The organism is Helicobacter suis (assembly GCF_902196135.1).
Classification (GTDB): domain Bacteria; phylum Campylobacterota; class Campylobacteria; order Campylobacterales; family Helicobacteraceae; genus Helicobacter; species Helicobacter suis_A.
Genome location: NZ_CABIKE010000002.1, coordinates 41208 through 62870 on the forward strand (window position 1 = coordinate 41208; position 21663 = coordinate 62870).

The 21663-nt window shown below is 39.6% G+C and carries 14 protein-coding genes and 1 tRNA gene; 8 read left to right on the forward strand and 7 right to left on the reverse strand.

The window, feature by feature from the left end:
• Positions 1 to 23 precede the first annotated feature (23 nt).
• The 4 genes from G6Q06_RS01640 to flgB all read right to left on the reverse strand — a co-directional run bounded on the left by G6Q06_RS01640 (position 24) and on the right by flgB (position 3298).
• Complete coding sequence (locus G6Q06_RS01640) at positions 24 to 1934, reverse strand: peptidoglycan D,D-transpeptidase FtsI family protein (RefSeq protein WP_163565521.1); 1911 nt, start codon at positions 1932 to 1934, stop codon at positions 24 to 26.
• 51 nt (positions 1935 to 1985) lie between these two features.
• Positions 1986 to 2288, reverse strand: a complete 303-nt coding sequence (fliE, locus tag G6Q06_RS01645; RefSeq protein WP_034376995.1) for a flagellar hook-basal body complex protein FliE — start codon at positions 2286 to 2288, stop codon at positions 1986 to 1988.
• An 86-nt stretch (positions 2289 to 2374) separates the two neighbouring features.
• Complete coding sequence (gene flgC, locus G6Q06_RS01650) at positions 2375 to 2866, reverse strand: flagellar basal body rod protein FlgC (RefSeq protein ID WP_163533612.1); 492 nt, start codon at positions 2864 to 2866, stop codon at positions 2375 to 2377.
• A gap of 9 nt (positions 2867 to 2875) precedes the next feature.
• Positions 2876 to 3298 carry a flagellar basal body rod protein FlgB gene (gene flgB / locus G6Q06_RS01655; RefSeq protein WP_163533611.1) on the reverse strand — a complete coding sequence of 141 codons (423 nt, stop codon included), beginning with the start codon at positions 3296 to 3298 and terminating at the stop codon, positions 2876 to 2878.
• A gap of 123 nt (positions 3299 to 3421) precedes the next feature.
• On the opposite strand from flgB, the gene G6Q06_RS01660 reads away from it, so the two are divergent.
• Complete coding sequence (locus G6Q06_RS01660) at positions 3422 to 4579, forward strand: FtsW/RodA/SpoVE family cell cycle protein (RefSeq protein ID WP_006564752.1); 1158 nt, start codon at positions 3422 to 3424, stop codon at positions 4577 to 4579.
• Here G6Q06_RS01660 and folE read toward each other — a convergent pair.
• Positions 4563 to 5114, reverse strand: a complete 552-nt coding sequence (gene folE / locus G6Q06_RS01665; RefSeq protein ID WP_163565522.1) for a GTP cyclohydrolase I FolE — start codon at positions 5112 to 5114, stop codon at positions 4563 to 4565. The genes G6Q06_RS01660 and folE overlap by 17 nt on opposite strands.
• 45 nt (positions 5115 to 5159) lie before the next feature.
• Positions 5160 to 6332, reverse strand: coding sequence for a tRNA pseudouridine(13) synthase TruD (gene truD, locus G6Q06_RS01670; protein ID WP_163565612.1), 1173 nt, complete (start codon positions 6330 to 6332; stop codon positions 5160 to 5162).
• A gap of 23 nt (positions 6333 to 6355) precedes the next feature.
• Here truD and G6Q06_RS01675 point away from each other — a divergent pair, with 23 nt between their 5' ends.
• The 7 genes from G6Q06_RS01675 to G6Q06_RS01705 all read left to right on the forward strand — a co-directional run bounded on the left by G6Q06_RS01675 (position 6356) and on the right by G6Q06_RS01705 (position 20620).
• Positions 6356 to 6817 carry a hypothetical protein gene (locus G6Q06_RS01675; RefSeq protein ID WP_006564755.1) on the forward strand — a complete coding sequence of 154 codons (462 nt, stop codon included), beginning with the start codon at positions 6356 to 6358 and terminating at the stop codon, positions 6815 to 6817.
• A 45-nt stretch (positions 6818 to 6862) separates the two neighbouring features.
• Positions 6863 to 6940 (forward strand) — tRNA-Met (locus G6Q06_RS01680).
• A gap of 44 nt (positions 6941 to 6984) precedes the next feature.
• Positions 6985 to 7569, forward strand: a complete 585-nt coding sequence (locus G6Q06_RS01685) for an NAD(P)H-dependent oxidoreductase (protein WP_163565523.1) — start codon at positions 6985 to 6987, stop codon at positions 7567 to 7569.
• 177 nt (positions 7570 to 7746) lie between these two features.
• Positions 7747 to 16776, forward strand: coding sequence for a vacuolating cytotoxin domain-containing protein (locus G6Q06_RS01690; RefSeq protein ID WP_163565524.1), 9030 nt, complete (start codon positions 7747 to 7749; stop codon positions 16774 to 16776).
• Positions 16777 to 16913: 137 nt separating this feature from the next.
• Positions 16914 to 17729, forward strand: coding sequence for an NAD(+)/NADH kinase (locus G6Q06_RS01695; RefSeq protein WP_240329154.1), 816 nt, complete (start codon positions 16914 to 16916; stop codon positions 17727 to 17729).
• A 51-nt stretch (positions 17730 to 17780) separates the two neighbouring features.
• Positions 17781 to 19256, forward strand: a complete 1476-nt coding sequence (locus G6Q06_RS01700; RefSeq protein WP_240329155.1) for a DNA repair protein — start codon at positions 17781 to 17783, stop codon at positions 19254 to 19256.
• Positions 19253 to 20620 (forward strand): NFACT family protein, encoded by a 1368-nt coding sequence (locus tag G6Q06_RS01705; protein WP_163565526.1) that lies wholly within the window; start codon positions 19253 to 19255, stop codon positions 20618 to 20620. Before G6Q06_RS01700 ends, G6Q06_RS01705 begins: the two co-directional genes overlap by 4 nt.
• Here G6Q06_RS01705 and dnaN read toward each other — a convergent pair.
• A complete protein-coding gene (gene dnaN, locus G6Q06_RS01710) occupies positions 20570 to 21646 on the reverse strand; it encodes a DNA polymerase III subunit beta (protein ID WP_240329166.1) in 1077 nt (358 codons plus the stop codon). The genes G6Q06_RS01705 and dnaN overlap by 51 nt on opposite strands.
• Between the last annotated feature and the right edge of the window lie 17 nt (positions 21647 to 21663).

The following is a 21663-nucleotide window of genomic DNA, read 5'->3' on the forward strand; positions in this document are numbered from 1 at the left end:
AGAGATCTGCTTAAAGCTTATACCTAGTTTTTCTTAATATTCTTTAACCCATGCCGTGTGGGGTGTTTTTTATAAGAGGGGTTAGGGGTATGGATTTGTGGGGGCGTACTTAAAATCCTAGAAGGGGTTAGATACTGGTGGGCGACTAGCATTTGTACAATTTGTTTAAAAATAGGGGCTGCTGTTTGGCTACTATAGTATTCCTCACTCCCTAACGATCCAAAAACCACCACCCCGATAACATAAGTGTTTTCTTTATCTTTGACAAATCCAAAAAAGGAACTATTATAGGCTTCTGTATATTTACCTTTGCTAGCTGTTCTAGCCGTACCTGTTTTACCACCAATAATAAGCCCCTCAACTTGAGCGCTTTTACCCGTTCCTTGTCTGACAACTTTAATGAGTAAATTTTGCATTTTTAACGCACTTTCAGGGCTAATAACCTGCCGTTTAATAGGAGGATTTGGGATATAAATATCTCCATTAGTGGCGCGTACTTGTTTGATCAAATGCGGGGTAGTGATCACCCCTGCATTAGCAAAAACCCCGTATGCGCGGATTAATTGTAAAAATGTGGTGCGCAAACCATAACCATAAGAGGCGCTACCTTTATAAACTTCGGTATTGAGTAGACGGATACTAGGAATCAGCCCTGTTTTTTCATAGGGTAAATCAATCCCCGTAGACTCTGAAAGGCCAAAACTCTTAAGGCCTGTATGGAGTTCTTCACCACTAAGGCGCTTGGAAAGTTTGATCATGCCTACATTGCTTGAGCGGATCAAAACATCTTCAATCGTGGTGTGTTTAGGAGGGACAATATCATCTTTGACTGTATACTTACCTAGCTTATAAGACCCATGGTTAAGATCAATTGGCTGGCTGGTATCAATGCGTTTTTTATCAATTAAAAGCGAGTAAACAATGGGCTTAATGGTACTGCCCGGCTCAAAGGATAATTCCACCGCATCTACATTTAAAAAAGGGTAATCATTTTTCTGGATATTATTAGGGTTAAAACGATTTGTGGTTGCTAGGGTGAGTATTTCGCCATTTTGGGGGAGATAAATCCCGGCGATGATTTGGTGGGACTTGTAGCGCGCCTTAGCGGTATCTAAAATCTTTTCTAACTCTCTTTGGATTTTTAAAGGAATGCTTAAAATGAGATCCGATCCATCCATGCGGGGTATACTTTTAAAACTTTTATCTTCAATAAGATTAAACCCTAAATCGCGTTTACCCGTATCCTTGCCATCATGTTTAGAGGCTAACACGCCATTTTTAAACTTCTCAATCCCTTTTACCCCCTGTATAGAAGTGATGTTAGAAATATCAACCTTTTTAACATACCCCACTAAGGGTTCAAAATTATCCTTATAAAGATAATTGCGCGCAATCCCGCTTACCTCAATGCTAAGGCCGATTTTAGGCATGATTTTCCTGTTTTGATCTTCATATTCTTGGAAAACATTATAGGCCAAAAATTTGGCATTTAATTGCCTCAAACTAGCAGCTGTATTGGCACTGACATTATAAGAAAGGGTAACAAATCCATTTTGGGAAAACTTGCTTGCGATGATACTTTTAGGGATATTGGTATAGATTGATAACAAATCAATAAAGAAATCTTTTTTATTTGGATCAATAGAGAGGGTGTTAAAACTCACCTTGAAAAGTTTTTGGCTACTAGCTAGGCTAAAACCATCTTGGCTAAAAATCCGCCCTCTAGTGGCGATGTCTGTTTTGGTGATGATTAAAGCCGGCATTTTCCTAGGCAACAGGGCTTTAAACAACATCACCACTACAAAAAGAATAAAACACCCCCCCACAACGGCAAAAATCATGAGTAAACGCTCGGTGCGCCCGTGTTCTGAGTCGTATTTTAGGTGGGAGGGGTCTTTGTTTGAATCGAGGGATTTAGATGCAAACTCTTGCATAAACCTCCCCGTATAGAAACTCTCTACAAAAGGGAGGGTACACTAATAAACCTAAATTTGCGTTCTTAGTAATTCTTTGTAGGCACTAATAGCTTTATTGCGTACCTCTAGCATTAATTTCATGCTTGTTTCAGCCTTACCAATGGCAATAGCCGCTTGGTGCAAATCTTTAACCTGACCTGTTGCCATATCTGCTAAAGCCTTATCTGATTGCATTTGGGTATTGTTGAGTTCGTCAATAGATTGCTTGAGCATCTGAGAGAACTCTCCTCTCTCCACTAGATTTTCATGCACCTTTGAATCTAAAGGAGTACCTGCTTTGTTTAACCCTATATCTGTGTATAAAGTCTTCATCTGAACTCCTTGCATCCTATATCACCTACATCGTCTCTTCTGGATAATATTCAAATACCCAAAAAAATACCCCTTTCTTTTAGTTTTTACGCTTGTAGCATGCCAATAGCATTAGCCGCCATATTTTTTGTACTCTGGAAAGCCGCTACATTGGCCTGATAAGCACGCGTGGCCTCAATGAGATCTGCCATTTCTACAACAGGATTAACATTAGGATAGGAAACATACCCATTAGCATCGGCATCTGGATGGCTAGGATCGTATTTTAAAAGTGGTGCTTTATCATCGCGCACGATTTTCTCAATGTAAACACCCATGATTGGAGGGTTAGGTTTTTCAATTGCATCGCTTTCATCAAGTGGATCTTCATATTCCATTAAATTATTATTTTCTGCCAATTTTTCATTCAAGACTTTATTAAAATCAAAAGATTTAAAAACGGCCTCTTGGCGGCGATAAGGGCCACCTTCATCTGTACGGGTTGTGTTAGTATTAGCAATGTTAGAAGAAATTAGATTAGCACGCACCCTTTGGGCAGATAACCCATACCCGCTAATATCAAAACTAGATAAAAACATGCGCGCTCCTTAAATGTTTTTTGCCGCATCAATGGCGTAGTTAACAATCCCTCTATGTTTTTTAAGGGCTGTTGTTAGCGCTAGATACATCGTGCTATTTTTGCCCATCTCAGAGGTTTCAATGTCTAAATCTACACTATTGCCATCATTTTTTGCTAAATGCCCATCTCTAAAAAAAAGCGTGGCTTTTTGGCTTTCTTGTAATTTTGGACTTAAATGCCTTTTATTTGTTTTAGCCAATTCTAAAATCTGATCTTTCTTGTGATCAAAAACCTCCGCTTTTTTGTGGGCTAACATAGTCTCAAAATCTACATCTCTAGGGCGATAAAAGGGAGTGTCCACATTGGCAACATTACTTGCAATTAAATCTTGGCGCAAAGAGCGATAATCCATCGCTTCATAAACTAACGGATAAGCCTTTGACAAGTCCATGATCAACTCCTCTGCCTTCAGATGTAAGCAAGGAGCATTCCACAGCAAGCCTTGCAAACAAAAAATTAGGCAAACAAATTCTTGTATAATTATAACACATTTCAATCTTATTTGGTGGTTTTTATGGCATACCGGCATTTGTTTACCTGCGCTAGTATTTTAATGATTTTAAGCGTACTTTTGAGTTATTCGCTTTCAACTTATACAACTTTAATTTATCATTATCAAGAATTCCATTTTTTCTTACGCCAATTAGTTGCCACGATTATAGGAATTATTCTAATGTGGGGGATTTCATGGCTTGATCCGAACAAATGGTTTAGTAAATTAGGCTTTACTCTCTTCTTAGGGTCTTTTTTTCTGATGTTTATCATGAATTTCTTACCTGAAAGTTTGTCTAGTAGCGCAGGAGGGGCTAAACGCTGGATTCGCTTGCCTTTCTTTTCACTAGCCCCTACCGAATTTTTCAAAGTGGGCTTTATCTTCTTTTTATCTTGGAGTCTTTCGCGCACCTTTTTTAACCAAGAAAAATCTAGTGTCAAAGAGGAAATGGCAATTCTTATTCCCTATCTTGTTTTATTTTTAGTGGCAGCCTTTCTCATTGGTGTTTTACAAAACGACTTAGGGCAGGTGATTTTATTAGCGATGGTGTTGGGGTTTTTGCTTATCTTTTCTGGCGGGAGTTTTAAACTCTTTAGAGTGTTTTTAAGCATTGCGGTTGTGATCGGGGTGGTGGCCATTACAACTAGCGAACACCGCATTTTGCGCATGAAATTATGGTGGTCTAATTTACAAAATTCTTTGTTATCCATTCTGCCCTCTAAAATTGCTAGCAGTCTAAAAATTGAACATCTACCCGAACCCTACCAGATTTATCATGCCAGTAATGCCATTAAGCATGGCGCGATATTAGGGCAAGGGCTTGGAGAGGGGGTGATTAAACTAGGTTTTTTAAGCGAGGTACACACAGATATGGTATTAGCAGGCATGGCAGAGGAATTAGGCTTTATCTCTATTTTGGCATGCGTGGGGCTGACTTTAATTATTTTGCATGCCATGTTTAAAATCACCAACCGCCTAGATAATCCCAAACACATGCTTTTTTGTTTAGGGGTGGCTTTACTCATTGGTTTTTCTTTTATCATTAATGCCTTTGGGGTGAGTGGGATTATCCCTATTAAAGGAATCGCCGTTCCCTTTTTAAGTTATGGGGGGAGTTCTTTACTGGCTAATTCTTTGGCTTTAGGATTGGTGCTTAGCCTTTCTAAGCAAGCCCGCTAAGCATTTGCATAAACTCAGCCCTTGTGCGCGCATTTTCCTTAAAAATCCCCTCTAATACGCTAGTTTTAACCACACTATCTTGTTTTTGAATGCCTTGCATAGCCATGCATAGGTGCTTAGCCGTGCAAACCACCCCCACTCCCTTAGGCTCTAATACGCGCTTAAGGGTTTGGGCAATCTGTGTGGTTAAGCGCTCTTGAATCTGAAGCCTTCTAGCAAAACTCTCTACAAATCTAGCTAAAGCACTTAGCCCCACCACTTTATTATTAGGGATATACCCTATGCTGATATGCCCAAAAAAGGGTAATAAATGGTGCTCACATAAACTATAAAATTCAATATTTTGGAGTAAAACAATCCCGTCGGTACTCCCAATCTCAAAAGCACTTTGTAAAATTTGCTCAGGATCACTCTGATAGCCAGAGGTTAAAAATTCCCATAAAACTTTAACCCGCTGTGGGGTGTTTTTCAGCCCCTCTCTTTGGGGATCTTCGCCAATGCGTGCGCATAACAAATTCCATAAATCTTGTGTCAAATGCTAAGTTTTCCTTTTATTGTAAAAATCCTAATACCCACAAACTCAAGCCTCAAAAAGAGTTTGGCCGGCAACTTCTTCTAAAAAGATCGTAGCATATGCTCCCTTTGGCAGAAAAAAACAAAGCTGAGCTTGCGCCTCTTTAGGCAAATACACAAATTCCAGCGCATCCGGAAAAACTAAGGCAAAACGGCGATCGCCCTTTGCTTTAAGCGTGTGGATATAGGGTTGTTCTAAAACATGGGCTAATTCTTGGGCATGGGGCACTTTTTGCCCTGTAAGTAGACCCGTAGGGACAATTTGCTTAGTAAGCAGGCGTTTAAAGTTGGCTAAATCACAATGCGTGAAATATTTCCCAAAAGGATAATGGCATAAAATATCACCCGGCAATAATTTAAAATAGTGTTCTTGATTACTTAAACTCTTTAATTGCTCTAAACTTAGAAAATGAAACTTAGCCTGTATTTCTTTGGGGTTAAAGTGGCGCAAGAGGGTATTAAGATGCATGCGCATACTTAGCCAATGGTTAAAAAGGTGGCTTTGATAGCTAGAGAGAAAGAAGGCTTGCAATTTTTTAGAATGCGTAGCAGGCTGCTTAAAATTATCCCCACTTTTGCCAAAACGCTGCAAACCAAAATAATTAGGAAAGCCATAAGTTTTTAAAAAGGGGAGTACCTGCTCTATTTTTTTAGCATCTAAAGGACTAAGTTTTTTAAGGCGCATGGAAAAGAAATTACCCTTAAGATGGCCTAAACGGATTTTATGGTTATGGGCTGTGATGTCTAAAATTTTAACGCCCCGATCCAGTAAAGTAGAAGCATGTTTTTCTAAAATGCAGGCGTAGCGTTTGGGTAAAGAAATATATTGCGTACTCATCGCCTGTTTATCTTTAAGCCCAGCATAACCAAACTCTTTAATCTTAGCCCCACTCACCCCCGCAAGCAAAGAAAGCATTTCTAAGGTACTTAAATCTTTTTTGCGTACCTTGAGTATGGCGTGATCGCCCTGCCCACTGAAAGGATAAAGCGGTTCTTCTTGCACGCTAAAATCTCTGGAGCATTTTTTAAAGTAAAAAGAAATTGGGGCGTGGGTGGAGGCAAAAAAGCGCTTAGGAGGTTTAAGAGGAAAAAAGGGGGCTGTTAAATTCTGCATAACAGAGATTATAGCACGGGAAGGCTTGTGATCAAAGTGGACTGATTTTTGCTTCCTAAAAGGTATTCTTTAATTTTAGGATGGCTTTCATGGAAATTAAGGACACGCGTAACCAACCCAATCTATCTGCCTTATTGCACGCCTCGCAGTTAGAAAGAGGGCAAACCCCAGCAACCCCTAAAGCAGAAAAACACCCCGAAGTAGCCGTTGAGGTTTCTAAAGTGGAGCGCGAACCAAATGGCCTTAAGCGCGAAACTTATGGGTTTTTGGTTTTAGAATTGATGAGTGATAATGAGTATCAAGCCTTTTTACGCGCTACCGCAGGGATGAATGAAAATGAAAAACGCCTAGCAGCGCAGTCGCTTTATAGCCTGACAAGTTTTTATGGCGGGCAAATCCAGCAGGATAAACAGGCAGAACAAAAAATAGATGGATTAAAGGCGTTGCAAGAAACCCAAATGAAAAAAGCACTAGGGTTAGATCAAAACTTTGTAAATCGTTACAAGAACGCCTACGATCAAGCCTACCAAGCTTTAGATGTGATGCTTTAATCAAGAAAATTTAAGCCAACTGCCCTTATAATGGGAGCTTTTCAAGTCAAGGTAGCTCAGCTGGTTTAGAGCGCTGGTCTCATAAGCCGGAGGTCGGGGGTTCAAGTCCCCCCTTTGACACCACTTAATTAATCCCGATTCTTATTTTAATCCTTAGGAGCTTTTCAATGGAAAATATTCTGTGCATCAATGGATCTACTCCCTTTTTAGAATCTAAAGGCAGATTAAATAACACCTTGCATGATCTGGCCATGCAAACCCTACAAGATTTGGGTTATAACCTCGAGCAAACGCTCATTAACCAAGGCTACAACATAGAAGAGGAGATAGAAAAAATCTTAAGAGCAGACGCTTTAATCTGGCAAATGCCGGGCTGGTGGATGGGTGAACCTTGGACGGTGAAAAAATATATAGATGAGGTTTTTACAAACGGACATAAGCGCTTTTATGAGTCAGATGGCAGGAGTCGCCATGATCCTCGTAAATATTATGGAACAGGTGGGCTTTTACAGGGCAAAAAATACATGTTTTCTCTCACATGGAATGCGCCCATTGAGGCTTTCACAGATAAAAATCAATTTTTTGGAGGTATAGGGGTAGATGGGGTGTATCTGCATTTGCATAAAGCCCATAAATTCTTAGGCATGCGTGCTCTGCCAACTTTTATTGTAAATGACATCATTAAAAATCCACAGGGGGAATCCTATCTCAAAGATTACAGCGCGCATTTAAAACAAATTTTTCATAAATAAGCTTTTTTATTCTCACTTCATTAGCTTTAAAGTTTGCTAGCTAGATATTTTTAACAGGCGTTTTTATAACGCCTCAAACTGGGAGCTAGAAAAATCACTTTTAATTGTGTATGTAAACTAAACTAAGTGGCTCTTAGATTAATTTCTTATGCATGATTTTATGCTAGAGTTTTCTTTATGAAAAAGTTTAGTTCTCTCACATTGAAATTTGGCCACGCTCTAGCACGGCGCATTAAAGCTAACCAAGCTAGGCGTGCGGGTACTTATGTCTTTAAAAAACAACTCCCCTTACCTAAGCGTTCTGAGTTGAAACCTAAATTACTCAAGCAGGGGACTTTTATTTTAGGTGTAATGAGCCAACCGCTTTTAGCGTGGTATCCTTCATGGATTAGTGGCTCTCACACTCTCAACACAACAGATATTAAGCAGTATATGCAAAATAACCATAGAAGCCAAAATTTGTTATGGACTGGTGGCTCTAATGTCTTTTATGAGGCTAGTAATGGGAGTTATTTTTGTACTAACTGGAATTGTAACGGCTCGGTTACATTAATTGGTAATGGCTCTACCGCTTACACGCTTAGTAATCTCAACTACGAAGGCGGTAGCCTTAATTTACAAATTAATGGCAATGGTACACAAGGCACGCTTAATATTTCTAATGTCAACATGGATAGTTATCAGGGAAGGCAATTTACAGATACATGGAATGCCCAAAAAGTTAATATCAGCGGAAACCTACAGGTAGGGCAAAATCATATCACTATCCACGCCAACAACGGCACTACTGCAAACAACGCCACGATCAACGCAGATCAAGGTAACGGGGTTTTAAATATCAATGATAGTACAAGCGAGAGTTTCACAAACACCACTTTTAAAGGTACAGGGCAGATCAATTTGCAGAGCAACAATATTATCTTTAACAATGTTACTTTTAATGATAGTAACACTAGCTCGCATGTTACAGACAATGGCACTCTTACTCTTGAGGGCACTGAGACCTTTGCACAGAATTCGCCTCTTATCAATCTAGGTGCTAATGTTACTATCCAAGCCAACACTATTTTTAACATTACAGAAGATCTCACAAAGACCACCAACGGAGCCTACAATCTTGATACCCTTGTAAGCACAAGTGGTAATAAAAGTATCAACGATAGTAGCTATGTGAACCATTTGTGGGATCTTATCCGCTATCAAGGCCAAACAGGTAGCCTTTTTAACGGGCAACTCAGCAATGGCACTACTTTAAGTAATCCTAGCTCCGGCAATGGGATTTACTATGTGAAATACACTTTTGGCAATGGTGATTGGGATATTCTTAAAGAAGATTTTGAAAATAATTCTCTATCAGCACAACTTGAGGCTTACGCTAAAAATCAGGGTGATATTTGGGGTACAATCCACAATATTAACTCTACTTGGAATTTTAATGTAGGAGAGGGTAGCGCCTATATCAACCCCGGGAATGGAGTGGATCAAGCTTGGGCACAAAGCAATAAAAACTTTAAAGTTACTTTAGATAATGGAAATGGTGGGACGCTTATTCTTGGTAATAGCACAGAAAACCCCAGTTCAAGCGGTAAAATTCTCTTTGGAGGCACAGGGGGTAATCCTTTTGCTTTAAATGGCAACTACGGCGGAGATCTTGGCTATATGACAGGGGAATTTGACGCGGGCAAGATCTATCTTACAGGCACTATAGAAAGTGGAAACTCTTTCCACGATGGTAATGGCACTAATATTAACTACAACGCTATTACAAACATTACAGCTAATGGTTTGCATTATCTTAACGATAACGCCGGAGCATGGCATAGCAACGCTAATTTTAAAGCTACTAATGGCAGTATCAATATTTCAAACTCCCAATTCCAAGATCAAAGTAGCGGACAATTTACCTTTAACTCTCAAAATCAAACCTTTAATAGCACAATTTTTACTGGCAATAGTTATACAATCACTCTACACGCTACCAATAACCTAACCCTCACCAACACAAGTTTTAATGACTCAAATGCTACCTTAACCCTAGAAGCCGATAACGCTTCTTTACAAGATAGTACCAATCAAGGCACTAGCCAAATTACCGCTAAGCAACTTAATATCATTGCTAACCAAGCAAGCTTTAGTAACACGATTTTTAATGCTAACAACAGCTCTTTTAAAACTAACCAATTAACCCTGACAAATGATACATTTAATAACGGTAGCTATAGCTTTACATCTGAAAGCAACAATAACAGCCACACAACTACATTTGGCGGTACAACTACGATTAATACTAGCAGTAGCCCCTTTGCTAATTTAGGCGGAAGCATTAGTTTTAATAGTGGCGCTACCTTTAACCTGAATAATATTTTAAGTTCTTTACAAATAGGTACGACTTATACGATCTTAGGCGGAAGTGGAGCTAGTATTAATTATAGTAGCGATACGCAATACGCTAGCAATCTTTGGAATTTAATTAAAATTAGCGGAACTACTATTAACTCAGAAACAGAAATAAGTAATACTAACGGCACGCAGGTTTGGGATGTGATCTTTGGTATAAATGGCATGCCCATTAAAATACAAGAAACCTTTGCTAACAATGAGCTTAGCTTTAAAGTTATTAGCCAAGCTAAAGATATTTGGTCAGATGTATATACCATGACCCCCGGTTGTGCGTATAATGTTTTTGCGCATAATTGTACTTATGGACTTTTCCACACCGGTTTTAAAACCTATAATGAAAGCGTGGGCGCAGACGGGATTGCCTATATCAACCCTTTAAACCCACAAAGTCATGTTGGCTATAACGCCTCCACCCACACACTCCAAACTTATACAAAATTTGGCAATGGCGGTATTTATAATGTTGGAGAAACAAAAAATGGCAAATGGGTTAACAATGGTACTTTGATTTTAGGTAACAATACTTTACAAGCCACTACAGGGGGTAAAATAGAATTTGGCGCAGTGGGCTCAGTAGGTTATATCACCGATGTATTTAACGCCGGTAATGTTTTTCTAACCAATACCATAGAAGTTGGGGATAGCTCGCTAAGCGGGGCGGGGGCGACTCTAACTTTTAATGCTAATAACAATATTACCGCTGATGGCCTCACCTACCACCAAGATGCTACCGCTATCCCTCCCTTTGGCTCTGCTATCAGCCAGCATAGCCATGGTAGCTTTAACGCACAAAATAGTTTTAGCGCGCTCAATTCCTCTTTTGAAGACGATACTAGCGGGTCTTTAGACTTTACCGGTAAAAATAACATTAGCTTTACAAACAGCACCGTTATAGGTAGCGCAAGTAGTATTACCCTTAACTCCGCAAAAACCACTCTAAATAACTCTGCCTTTTTTGTGGGCAATGGTACAACGCTTACTTTTGGTAATGTAATTTCAGCTAATGGCCATAGTGGCTATTCTACTAGTACAAATACTATCAACAACTCCACTATTAATTTAAACCAAAACTCTAACTTGCAACTTCATGGCAACACCACCCTAGATAACACCACTTCTTTTTTAAACTTAGGCAGTCAAGCAACCTTTTATGGCTCAGCTAGCCTAAGTGGTAGCACTACAATTAATCTTGATCACAACAGCAAGATTACAATGAATAGCACCACTACGCTAAATGATAATGCTAATTTTAATTTAATCAACTCCGCTCAAGCCAATTTTCAAAACAACACCACTTTTAATAATAGCTCTGGTATCACTCTTAACAGTGGCGCTAAGGCTACATTTATGCCTACTACAACAAGCACCCAAGACATTACAACTTTTAATAACAACTCATTTTTAAATGTGAATGGGAGTTTTACAGATTTTATACCAAATACAAGTAGTAACGGGAGCATTAGCGGGGGGGGATCAAGTAGTAACCAAAACTATAGCGCGCAGTTTAATAATCTAGTGTTTAACAACTACGCCTCCATGCTCTTAAATAGCGCAGATATTCAAAGTAGCCAAACCACCTTTGCTAATTCTGTTAATATCAATATGCAAAATAGCCTTTTTAATGCGGGTACACTTAATTTAAATGGCGGTAATTTTTACATGCAAAATAGCCAGATTAAAGCAGGAGCGGTGAGTGTGGGAGCTTCTGATTCTGTTAATATTAATTCTGGGGTCAATTCTCTTAATCGCTCCCTCATCACTAGCTCAAGCTTTAATCTTGATGGAACATTAAATCTAGATGGCCTTTTACTTGGGCCTACAACTACAGGTACAACCCAAAGCGCGGCTAACAGCCAACCTCTTATTTCTGTTTCTAGTAATGGCTCTAGTAACACAGGAGGGGGAACATTTAATTTAAATGGCATTCTTAATATCTCTAATATTGATCTCTCAGCGCCCCTCTCTAGTCAAACCAATAATACAAGTTCCTCCGCCACCTATGATATTGTCAATGCGAACAACATTACAGGCATGAGCGGGGCAAATGGTTATCAAAAAATTGAGTATTACGGCATTAAAATTAATAACGCTACCTATTCTGATACTAATAATATCCAAAGTTGGAGTTTTACAAACCCCTTAGATGGCGCACAAACCATTACCGAAAAAATCCAAAATGGTAAACTCACCATTACTATTAGCAATAGCGATCATTTTGTAGCCACTGATTATCACAACATCGCCCCCGAACTCTTTTTTTACAAACAATCCGCGCAAAATTTGCCTAGTACAGATTCAGCAAGTGCAGATATTAGCAGTTATGATTATTCCAGCGATGAAAGCGGGACTTTCTTTTTAGATGGCAATTTAAAAGGGGTGTATTATCCAAAGGCTAGCACAACAGGTACTACCTCAACCCCAGTTATTCCGGGCACTTACAACGCTCAAGGCCAGCCTTTACAAGGTCTTTATATTTCTAATAATGGTCTGTTTAATGCAACCACCCTTAATAATTTAGTAGGCATTGTCCAAAGTATTTGGCCTCATTTAAAAACCCTTTTGCCTAAAATCTTAGCGGATTTAAGCGATCCAAGTAATATTATTCAAGACCTAGAAAACTCAGGGATTACATTAACCCCTACACGGAGCAAAGAACTTTTAAGTTTTATAGACGGGCTATCAAGCAATATCAACCAAACTTTTAATAATGGTACGCTTGTAGTGGGTTCGCCTCAGGCAGGACAAACCGGAAGTAGTAGCGTGGTGTGGTTTGGGGGCAATGGTTATACTACGGCTTGTACGGCTGCACAAACAGAAAAAGGGTGTCAGGATTTAAGAGGCACTTATTTAGGTCAGCTTCTAGGATCAACCTCTGCTGCACTAGGCTATATTGAGGCTAATTTTAAGGCTAAAGATATTTATATCACCGGCACCGTAGGCAGTGGGAATGCTTGGGGGATAGGTGGGAGTGCAGATGTAACTTTTAATAGCGCGACTAATTTAACCCTTAATCAAGCCACAATTGATGCAGAAGGTACAGATCAAATCTTTAATATGCTAGGTGAGGGCGGGATACAAAAAATCTTAGGCCAAAAAGGGCTAGCCCAGATGTTAGGTAATTATATCTACGATCTAGCCAATGGCTCTAGTATTAATCTTGATCCAACCAGTAGCATTCCAAGCTCTATCCAGCCTTTAGCCAAAGATTTAGGCGGACAGATTAGTAAAATCAAACTTAGCGAGGTACTCAGCGCCTCAGATGTGAGTGCTCTTTTAAACATGCCCGGTATGGATAATGTGATTAAAAATATTTTAAGTACTAAGACTGTGAGCTCATTGCTAGGCAGTGGGGGGCTTATTTCTAGTTTGAATCAAGCCGAGCAAAATAAAATTTATGATGCCATTGATAAAGAGTTGCATTTTTCAGGGGGAAAAGCCATTGCCTCCATTGCCAACGGGGTTTATGGTAACCACACCCTTTTAAGCCTCATTAACTCTTTATCCCCTATGACGGGCAAAGATGTTAACAACATTTTAAACATGCCAAATACTAGCAGTGGGCAAAGCCAAGTACAAAACTTTTTAAACAACACCACCTTTGGCCAGATTTTTGAAGAACTATTGTCTAATCAAAATTTACTTAATAAAACCATCGCTTGGCTAGGCCCACAAATTTTAGATGAGATGCTTAAAACTGCCATTGATGACTTGCTTAACCCCACAGCAGCACTTACCGCCGCTGAAAAAAATATGCTTGATAATATCCTTAATAATATCTTTGGTTCAGAGAAAAAAGCAGTCCAGCAAATGGAAAACTCTAACCCGGATATTAAACAGGTGATCAATGGTCTTATGCAGGCTAAAGGTCTAGGGGAGGTTTATACTAAGGGTCTTCAAAGCATTTTATCTAACAAACTCCAAGATCAATTAAAAAGCATGGGCTTGGGTTCTTTACTTGCGCCTAAGGCTTTGGGTAATTTCTGGCAAAAGGGTTATTTTAACTTCTTAGCCAATGATGATATTTTAGTGAGCAATAGCACTTTTAGTAATGCCTCAGGCGGGACTTTAAGTTTTATAGCCGGCAAATCTATTATTTTTGCAGGCCAAAATACAATTAACTTTAGCAACAGTCAAGGCACACTAGAGTTTTTAAGTAATGATGTGTCTAATATTGATCTAACTACTCTTAATGCTACCGATGGCCTAACCATTGATGCCCCCTTTAATAATCTTTATGTCCAAAAGGGCAATATTACCCTTAATCAATACGAGAGTTTTAGCGTGCAAGCGGGCAATTTTGACTTTTTAGGCACGGTGCAAGCAGACGGGGCTGTGGATTTATCTGGTGTAACCGGTTTAGCCGTTTTAGGTACTCTTAATCTTACTGAGGATAGCACCCTTAAGGCTAATAATTTGACCACGATAAGCGCCTTTAATAACCAATCGCTAAACCTACTTAATATCAGCGGGAATTTTAATTCCTATGGCACATTTAGCACGCAAGGGGCTGGGGTGAATATCGGGGGTGGGTTTAATAGTACAGGGGCTTTAACTTTTAATGTAGCGGGCGCAGCGGTTAAAACCACCGGTCCTAGCTCAGATAGTTCAAGTTCATCTAGTAGCACCGGTTCTAGCTCCTCTACAAGTTCTAGTAATTCTAATAGCTCTGGAGATTCTAGCGCCTCCTCTAGCACTTCTACAGCTTCTACTAGCTCTAGCACTTCTACTAGTTCTACAACAGCTTTAACTCTAGCTAACACCACCACGCCTACAAGTTCTACAACTTCTAATAGTACCGCTAGCACTTCTACAAGTTCCTCTAGTACCTCCTCTAGTAGTGATACAAGTAATAGCCCAAGCTCTAATAGTGCCTCTTCTAGTGGGTCTAATGTAAATCCGGTTAGCCCAACGCCTAGCACACAAATACCACTAATCCAAGTGGGTGGGCTTGTGAATTTAAATTTAGGCGGGAATGCGATTATTAACTTTAATACAGAGGCACAAGCAAATAGTACAGGAAGTACGGGCACAGCAAATACGAGTACAGGATCAAGTGCGGGTTCTAGTTCTACAAGTACACCACAAACAACTACTAGCAGTTCTACTAGCTCCACCCAAACAGCAAGTACCACACCAAGTACTACATTAAGCCTAAGCCATAATACTAGCCTAGCTACTACCAGCCAGATACCTACAACTTCTAGCGGGGCTTCTGCTTCTCCGGATAGTTCAAACCCTGCAGCCTCTCCTATCACTTCTCCAAATGGCGCTTATACGCTCATTCAAACTAATAGCTGGATTCATTACAACCCCACCTCTTTTAATCCTAATAACTGGAGGCAATATTTAGAGCTCTACACTAGCCTTAAAATCAACGGGACAGCTTTCCAGCTTAACGCTCAAGGTACAGGCCTTACTTACAATGGTCAAGCGGTGAATATCTCACAACGAGGTTTACTTGTCAATTATCAAGGTGCAAATGGCCAAGAAGTGAGTGCCTCTATTGATTACAACAAAATACAAATAGGCATAGGCCAAAGTCTACAAGTCATAGCGCCCACTATCACACAATATATCACCCAGATACAGGGGCAGTCTGTAGTTAATGCGCTAGAAAATGCAGGCGGGGCGGGTGTGATGAATTGGTTTGGTAAACTTTTAATTGAGACAAAAAACACCCCACTTTTTGCACCCTACTATCTTGAACAACACTCTTTAAGCGATCTACTTAAAATTGTAAAAGATATCCAAAATGCAACCGATTGGATGGGTGCTTCTGGTTTGAAAGCCACTAGCTCTAAATTGCTACAAATCAGCGTACACACCAAACAGATGAGCCGTTTAGCTAAACTTTCAAACTTTGCTTCCAATGATGAATTACCGGATTTTCATGACTTTTTAGTTAGTCTGAAGGGTAAAAAATTTGCTAGCGCTGTGCCTAATGCTATGGATATTATCACCGCCTACTCCCAAAGAGATAAATTAAAAAACAACCTATGGGTAACCGGTGTGGGGGGGGCGAGTTTTGTAGCAGGAGGCACGGGTACACTTTATGGGCTGAATGTGGGTTATGATCGCTTTATTAAAGGCGTGATTGTGGGGGGTTATATGGCCTATGGTTATAGTGGCTTTTATGGCAATATCAATAGCGCTAATTCTAATAATGTCAATGTGGGATTTTATAGCCGCGCCTTTATCAAGGGTAGAAATGAGATTACAGGAAGTGTGAATGAAACCTATGGCTATAACAAAACCTATATTGATGCAACTAATCCCATTCTCACCCCTCTTAACCAGCAGTACCACTATAGCACTTGGACGACTAACATCGGCGCTAACTATGGCTATGATTTCTTTTTTAAAAACAAACATGTTATTCTCAAACCCCAAATTGGCTTAACTTATTATTACATTGGCCTCTCAGGCTTGCAAGGCAAGATGAATGATCCGATTTATAACGAGTTTAGAGCCAATGCCGATCCAGCCCATAAATCTGTTTTAACGATCAATTTAGCCCTAGAGAGTCGCCACTATTTTAGGAAAAACTCCTATTATTATGTGATTGCTGGATTGGGGCGGGATTTATTCGTACATTCTATGGGCGATAAAATGGTACGCTTTATTGGTAATGATATGTTAAGTTATCGCTATGGGGGAATGTATAATACCTTTGCTAGTCTCACCACAGGGGGTGAGGTTCGCTTGTTTCGATCCTTTTATATCAATGCTGGCATTGGAGCGCGCTTTGGTTTGGATTATCAAGATATTAATATTACAGGCAATGTCGGGATGCGCTATGCTTTTTAGACAAATTTTTAATTCTGTGTTGCTATCTTGCTTTATTTTAAAATCATTTTTAAGCTCTGTTTAAGTTTTTGCGTGCTACTATTCAAATCCCCCTCCTTTTTAGTCTCTGGAGTTTCTCCAGGGACTTTCCTTAAATGATGCTAAGATTTTCTTTAAGACGCCAAGAACCTATTTTACGCGTACATGTTTTACGCAAACCAGCCCTTTCTTCTGAACTATTGCTTACCTTAGAACAATTATTAAAAAAAGCCAAAATTACTTATGATTTTAAACTCCCTGAAATGTCCTTGTCTCAAGAAGTGTTACTGTGTTTTGGAGGAGATGGCACGCTTCTAGCGGCTCTGCGCCACCCTTCTAATAGCCTATGCTTTGGAATCCATGTCGGGCATTTAGGATTTTTAACAGCCACCAATTTAGAAGGCGCTCCTCATTTTTTAGAGGCACTCACACAAGGGCATTATCAAATCCAAAACCATTTAATGCTAGAGGGAAAGATTGCCAAACAACACTTTTTATGCGCTAATGATATTGTGGTAACTAAAAAAGATTATTCCGGCATGTTAGGGCTACAGCTTTTCATTGATGGGATTTTAGCCAACACCTACCAAGTAGATGGCCTTATCTTTGCAACCCCTCTGGGTTCTACGGCCTATAATATTAGCGTGGGCGGGAGTGTTGTCCACCCCTTGTGCCAAAATATCCTCATCACACCCATTGCCCCCCACTCTCTTTACCAAAGGCCTATCATTTTAAACGATCAAGCCCATTTAGAGATAGTGCCTAAACAATCCTGTTCTGTAGTTATAGATGGACAAGTGCGCTACACCCTTAAATCTAAGCAAAGTTTGCAAATTTATAAATCTATCCGGCAAGCTAAATTAATCCAGCCCCTAGAGTATAATTATTTCAAAGTCTTAAAAGAGAAGTTTTCATGGGGGACATCACATCCCTAATTTGCCTTTAAAGGGCGCCATGTTAGACTGAAAAAAACAACAGGTTATGTCATGATAGAAGAGATAGAGATTAAAGGCGGGTTGTTTGTGCATGTGCATTTGCGATTAAGCCCGCATTTAAATGTCATTAGTGGGATTAGCGGGAGTGGAAAAAGTGTATTGGTGGATTGTATCTTGGCTAGTGTGGGTTTAAAACCTATGCCTGTACATTCTATTCAAATGCATTGGCAAACCTCTGAGCACTCTCTTATCCAAGCCTTTAAGAGAAAAAAAACCACCTATACCCATAACCACAAACCCACTTCTAAAAAAGCCTTAAAAGAATTCTTTTCTCCTTTAATCTTGCACATCTCTAGCCATAAACATGTCCAAGAATTACATGGAGATTTTCTCATAGAACTTTTAGATAGCACCACACAAAAAGAAATTCTCCACTCTTTTAAACACACCTATATCCACTACCAAGAGGCTATCCATAGTTTACAAGAGTTGCAGGCCAAACAACCCCATTTGGATATGCTTAGCGAACTGGCGCGTTTTGAGCTTGCGCAGTTACAAAGCCTAGATTTAAGCGATGGAGCGTATGAACGGCTTTTAGAATGTAAAAAAACTTACCAAATGCAAGAAAAACGCAGGATAGAGGTTATAGAAGCCCTCAAAGCACTAGAATGCACAAATAAGATCACAAAAGCACTACCCAATACCCAATCTCTAGCCCTAGCCCAAGCTTTAGAAGAAGCCCAAGATTTTTTATTAAACGCCCAATCTAGCCTAGAGGAACTAGAAAATCTAGATATCCAAGCCCTTTTAGAGCAGATCAGCCAATTAGGCGCGGTGGTTAAAAAACATGGCAGTGAAGCGCAGGCTAGAGCCCATAAAGAGCAATTAATCGCTAATTATGAGCAGTATAACAACCACCAACATCACCTTAAAACTTTACAAGAAAAAGTAAAGCATTTAGAACAAGAATGTTTGCATCTAGCCTTACAAATCAAAGCAGAGCGCCAAAAACATCTTTCTAGTATGCAAGAACTCTTAGAAAGTTACACAGATAAGTTATGGCTTAAAAAGCCTATCTTAGAGCTTAAATCAGTGCCACTAGGCGCGCATGGATTAGATCAACTCCAAATCCGCTTAGGCAGTGCTAATACAGAACACATTAGCGCAGGGGAGTCTAATCGCTTGCGTTTAGCGCTTTTAGCTCTTAAGGCTAAGTTGCATGCACAAAGGGCTAATCAGATTCTTTTGGTTGATGAATTAGATGCAAATTTAAGCGGGCGTGAAAGCGCAAGTGTGGCTGAGATTTTAAAAGAGCTAAGTGTGCATTATCAAGTGATTGCCATTTCTCATGCCCCCCATCTTCCCTCCCTAGCAGAGCGGCATTTCTTAGTTTTTCCAAGTGGTGCACACACGCAAGTTAAACAACTTAACAAAGACGAGCAGACTTTAGAAATTGCGCGCATGGTAGATGCTAATTTAGGCCAAGAGGCCATTGCCTATGCCAAGATGAAGTTAAAACCTAAATGATTCCCTACTCTTTACTCTACCACTTCGCACAACTACTCAAAGCACAGGCTAAAATCACTATCCGCCATGCCCAAAATATTTTCAGTCTAGATACCCCCGCTTATGCTTTTAAAGCCTGCATGCAAAAGGGTAATAGTTATGTTTATATAGATAAAACCCCTCTTTTGATCCATAAAACCGCCTTAAATCTAGCTTTAGAAAAACATGCAAGTAATGCTAAGATTGTAGATGTGTGTTTAGAGAATGAAGATCGCATTTTAAAAATCACTTTAGAGGGAAAAGAAACCTATAAAAAAACCCATACCATTTTACAATTAGAATTTACAGGCAAGCATAGCAACGCGATTTTACTTAGTAGTGAAGGGTATGTGATAGAGGCATTGCATTTTGTAGGGTTATCCTCAAGTTATCGCCCTGTGCTTAAAAATAAGCCTCTAGCTCCTCTTAAAAAACCGCCCTTTAGCCGCCCCCCTTTAAAACCTATGGCCTTAAAAGAACTCTTACAATCTTTAGAAGAGTTACACGCTAATCATAGTGCTAAACAATTACAAACTAAAAAAGAGACCCTTAAACGCGCATGGCTTAAAAAGAAAGAAGCCTTACAATCCCTCTTAAACCAGCTAAAAAGCCCTGAAGAGCTTAAGAAGCAGGCTACAGAGAAACATAACCATGCTTGCTTAATTCTTTGCCATTTGCACACTTTAAAACCTAAAGACATCTATACAGATACACTCATCTTAGAACAAGAACAGATTAAATTACCTAAAAACGCGCGCTCTTTTAGCGATGCAGCCGATAAACTTTTTAAAGAGGCTAAGAAATGCCAACAAAAAGCTAGCCATATTGGATTACAAAAAGAAAATTTGCTTTCTAAAAGCGCGTTTTTAGATTCTAAAATAACTCTTTTAGACAAGGCTAGTTTAGAAGAATTACACATGTTAACCCCCCCTAAAAGTTCTAAAAAATCCTCTAATGCTTGGGAAAGTCTTGAAATTGAAGGGATACGGGTGGGCTTTGGGCGCAATGAAACAGAAAACCGCGCCTTGCTTAAAAGCGCGCGTTCAAGAGATATTTGGGCACACATTAAAGACAAGCCAAGCGCTCACATGCTTATCTTTTCTCACCCCAATAACCCCTCCTCAAGTGTTTTATTCAAAGCCTGTAAACTTTTGGCTAAATTAACCTACCCCAAACTCACTAGCCAACAAACCTTAAAAGTGCCCATTGATTACACCCAAAAAAAGCATGTCAAATTCACCAATAAGAGTAAAGCCCATGTAAGCTATACGCATTTTTCTAGTGTGGTGATTGTTTTAGATCATAACGGGCATGATGAGGGTTTTAAACCCCTCATTTTGGACTAAAAAAGGCTGGGTACTATCATTGAGCAAGAGAGTAAAAGTAGGGGTATAAAGAGCGTTGAGTGCGTCTAGGACATGGCGGGCATGGACATGGAGGGTAAAACCCTCTAAAGTGGTTTGTGCCTCAATAGAAGTACTAGCAAAGCTAGGGTTTTCATCTTGTAAAGACTCAAATTCAATATAACCCGGATAAAAACAAATTTTAGTGGTACTGCTTAAAGCATTTGTGATCTGAATGGCCTCTTTAAATTTCTGTGTATCTAATTCTAGTTTGTGGGTAAATTCAGAGGGGATAATGGCCTGATAATTGGGGTATTTACCGCTAATAAGTTTGGAGTATAAAACCATAGAGGCGTTTTTAAAAAAGAGCATGCTAGGTTGATCATGGGTCTCATAAAACATATCAAAATCGCTTTCAAATAACTTACTAATTTCTAACATCGCCCGTTTGGGTAGGATAAATTCTTGGGTTGTTTTAGTTGTGGGCATATTATCCGGATCCATTTGAACCAAAGCAAGCCGTCTTGTATCCGTAGCCACTAGCTCTAAACGATCTTTAAACACCAAAAGTACACCGCCAAATTCGTATTTAGAAGCGTTGGTGCTGATAACATGGGTTAGTTTTTTAAAATATTCACCTAGAGCCGTATCACTAAAGTGTACAAAGGGTAAGTCTTCAAAGCTAGGAAAAGTGGGGAAATCTGCCTTATCAAAGAGGGGGAGTTTAAATTTAGAACGCTTAAAACTAATATGCACATAGTTTTCTTTAGTCTGTAAAGTGAGTTCTCCTTGCTCTAATTTAGAGGCGATGTCTAAAAAGTGTCTAGCATTAAAAGTCGCGCCCCCCTCCTCTAAAATAGAGGCGTTTAAATGCAAACACAACCCCATTTCTAAATCATTGGCCTCTAGGCGTAACAAATCTCCTTTGGCCTCTAAACAAACATGGGAGGTGATATTGGTTAAATCCTTGCGATCGGTAAAGGCAATGAGATTTTTAAGCGCCTCTTCTAGCCGTGTTTTTTCAATCATCAAATGCAAATCAATCC

What these genes read in the sequence shown, in the direction of transcription:
- G6Q06_RS01690 (WP_163565524.1), top strand. Translation starts at nt 7,747, where the DNA reads ATGAAAAAGTTTAGTTCTCTCACATTGAAATTTGGCCACGCTCTAGCA.
- G6Q06_RS01685 (WP_163565523.1), top strand. Translation starts at nt 6,985, where the DNA reads ATGGAAAATATTCTGTGCATCAATGGATCTACTCCCTTTTTAGAATCT.
- flgB (WP_163533611.1), bottom strand. Translation starts at nt 3,298, where the DNA reads ATGGACTTGTCAAAGGCTTATCCGTTAGTTTATGAAGCGATGGATTAT.
- dnaN (WP_240329166.1), bottom strand. Translation starts at nt 21,646, where the DNA reads ATGATTGAAAAAACACGGCTAGAAGAGGCGCTTAAAAATCTCATTGCC.
- G6Q06_RS01705 (WP_163565526.1), top strand. Translation starts at nt 19,253, where the DNA reads ATGATTCCCTACTCTTTACTCTACCACTTCGCACAACTACTCAAAGCA.
- G6Q06_RS01695 (WP_240329154.1), top strand. Translation starts at nt 16,914, where the DNA reads ATGCTAAGATTTTCTTTAAGACGCCAAGAACCTATTTTACGCGTACAT.
- G6Q06_RS01660 (WP_006564752.1), top strand. Translation starts at nt 3,422, where the DNA reads ATGGCATACCGGCATTTGTTTACCTGCGCTAGTATTTTAATGATTTTA.
- flgC (WP_163533612.1), bottom strand. Translation starts at nt 2,866, where the DNA reads ATGTTTTTATCTAGTTTTGATATTAGCGGGTATGGGTTATCTGCCCAA.
- G6Q06_RS01640 (WP_163565521.1), bottom strand. Translation starts at nt 1,934, where the DNA reads ATGCAAGAGTTTGCATCTAAATCCCTCGATTCAAACAAAGACCCCTCC.
- G6Q06_RS01675 (WP_006564755.1), top strand. Translation starts at nt 6,356, where the DNA reads ATGGAAATTAAGGACACGCGTAACCAACCCAATCTATCTGCCTTATTG.
- fliE (WP_034376995.1), bottom strand. Translation starts at nt 2,288, where the DNA reads ATGAAGACTTTATACACAGATATAGGGTTAAACAAAGCAGGTACTCCT.
- G6Q06_RS01700 (WP_240329155.1), top strand. Translation starts at nt 17,781, where the DNA reads ATGATAGAAGAGATAGAGATTAAAGGCGGGTTGTTTGTGCATGTGCAT.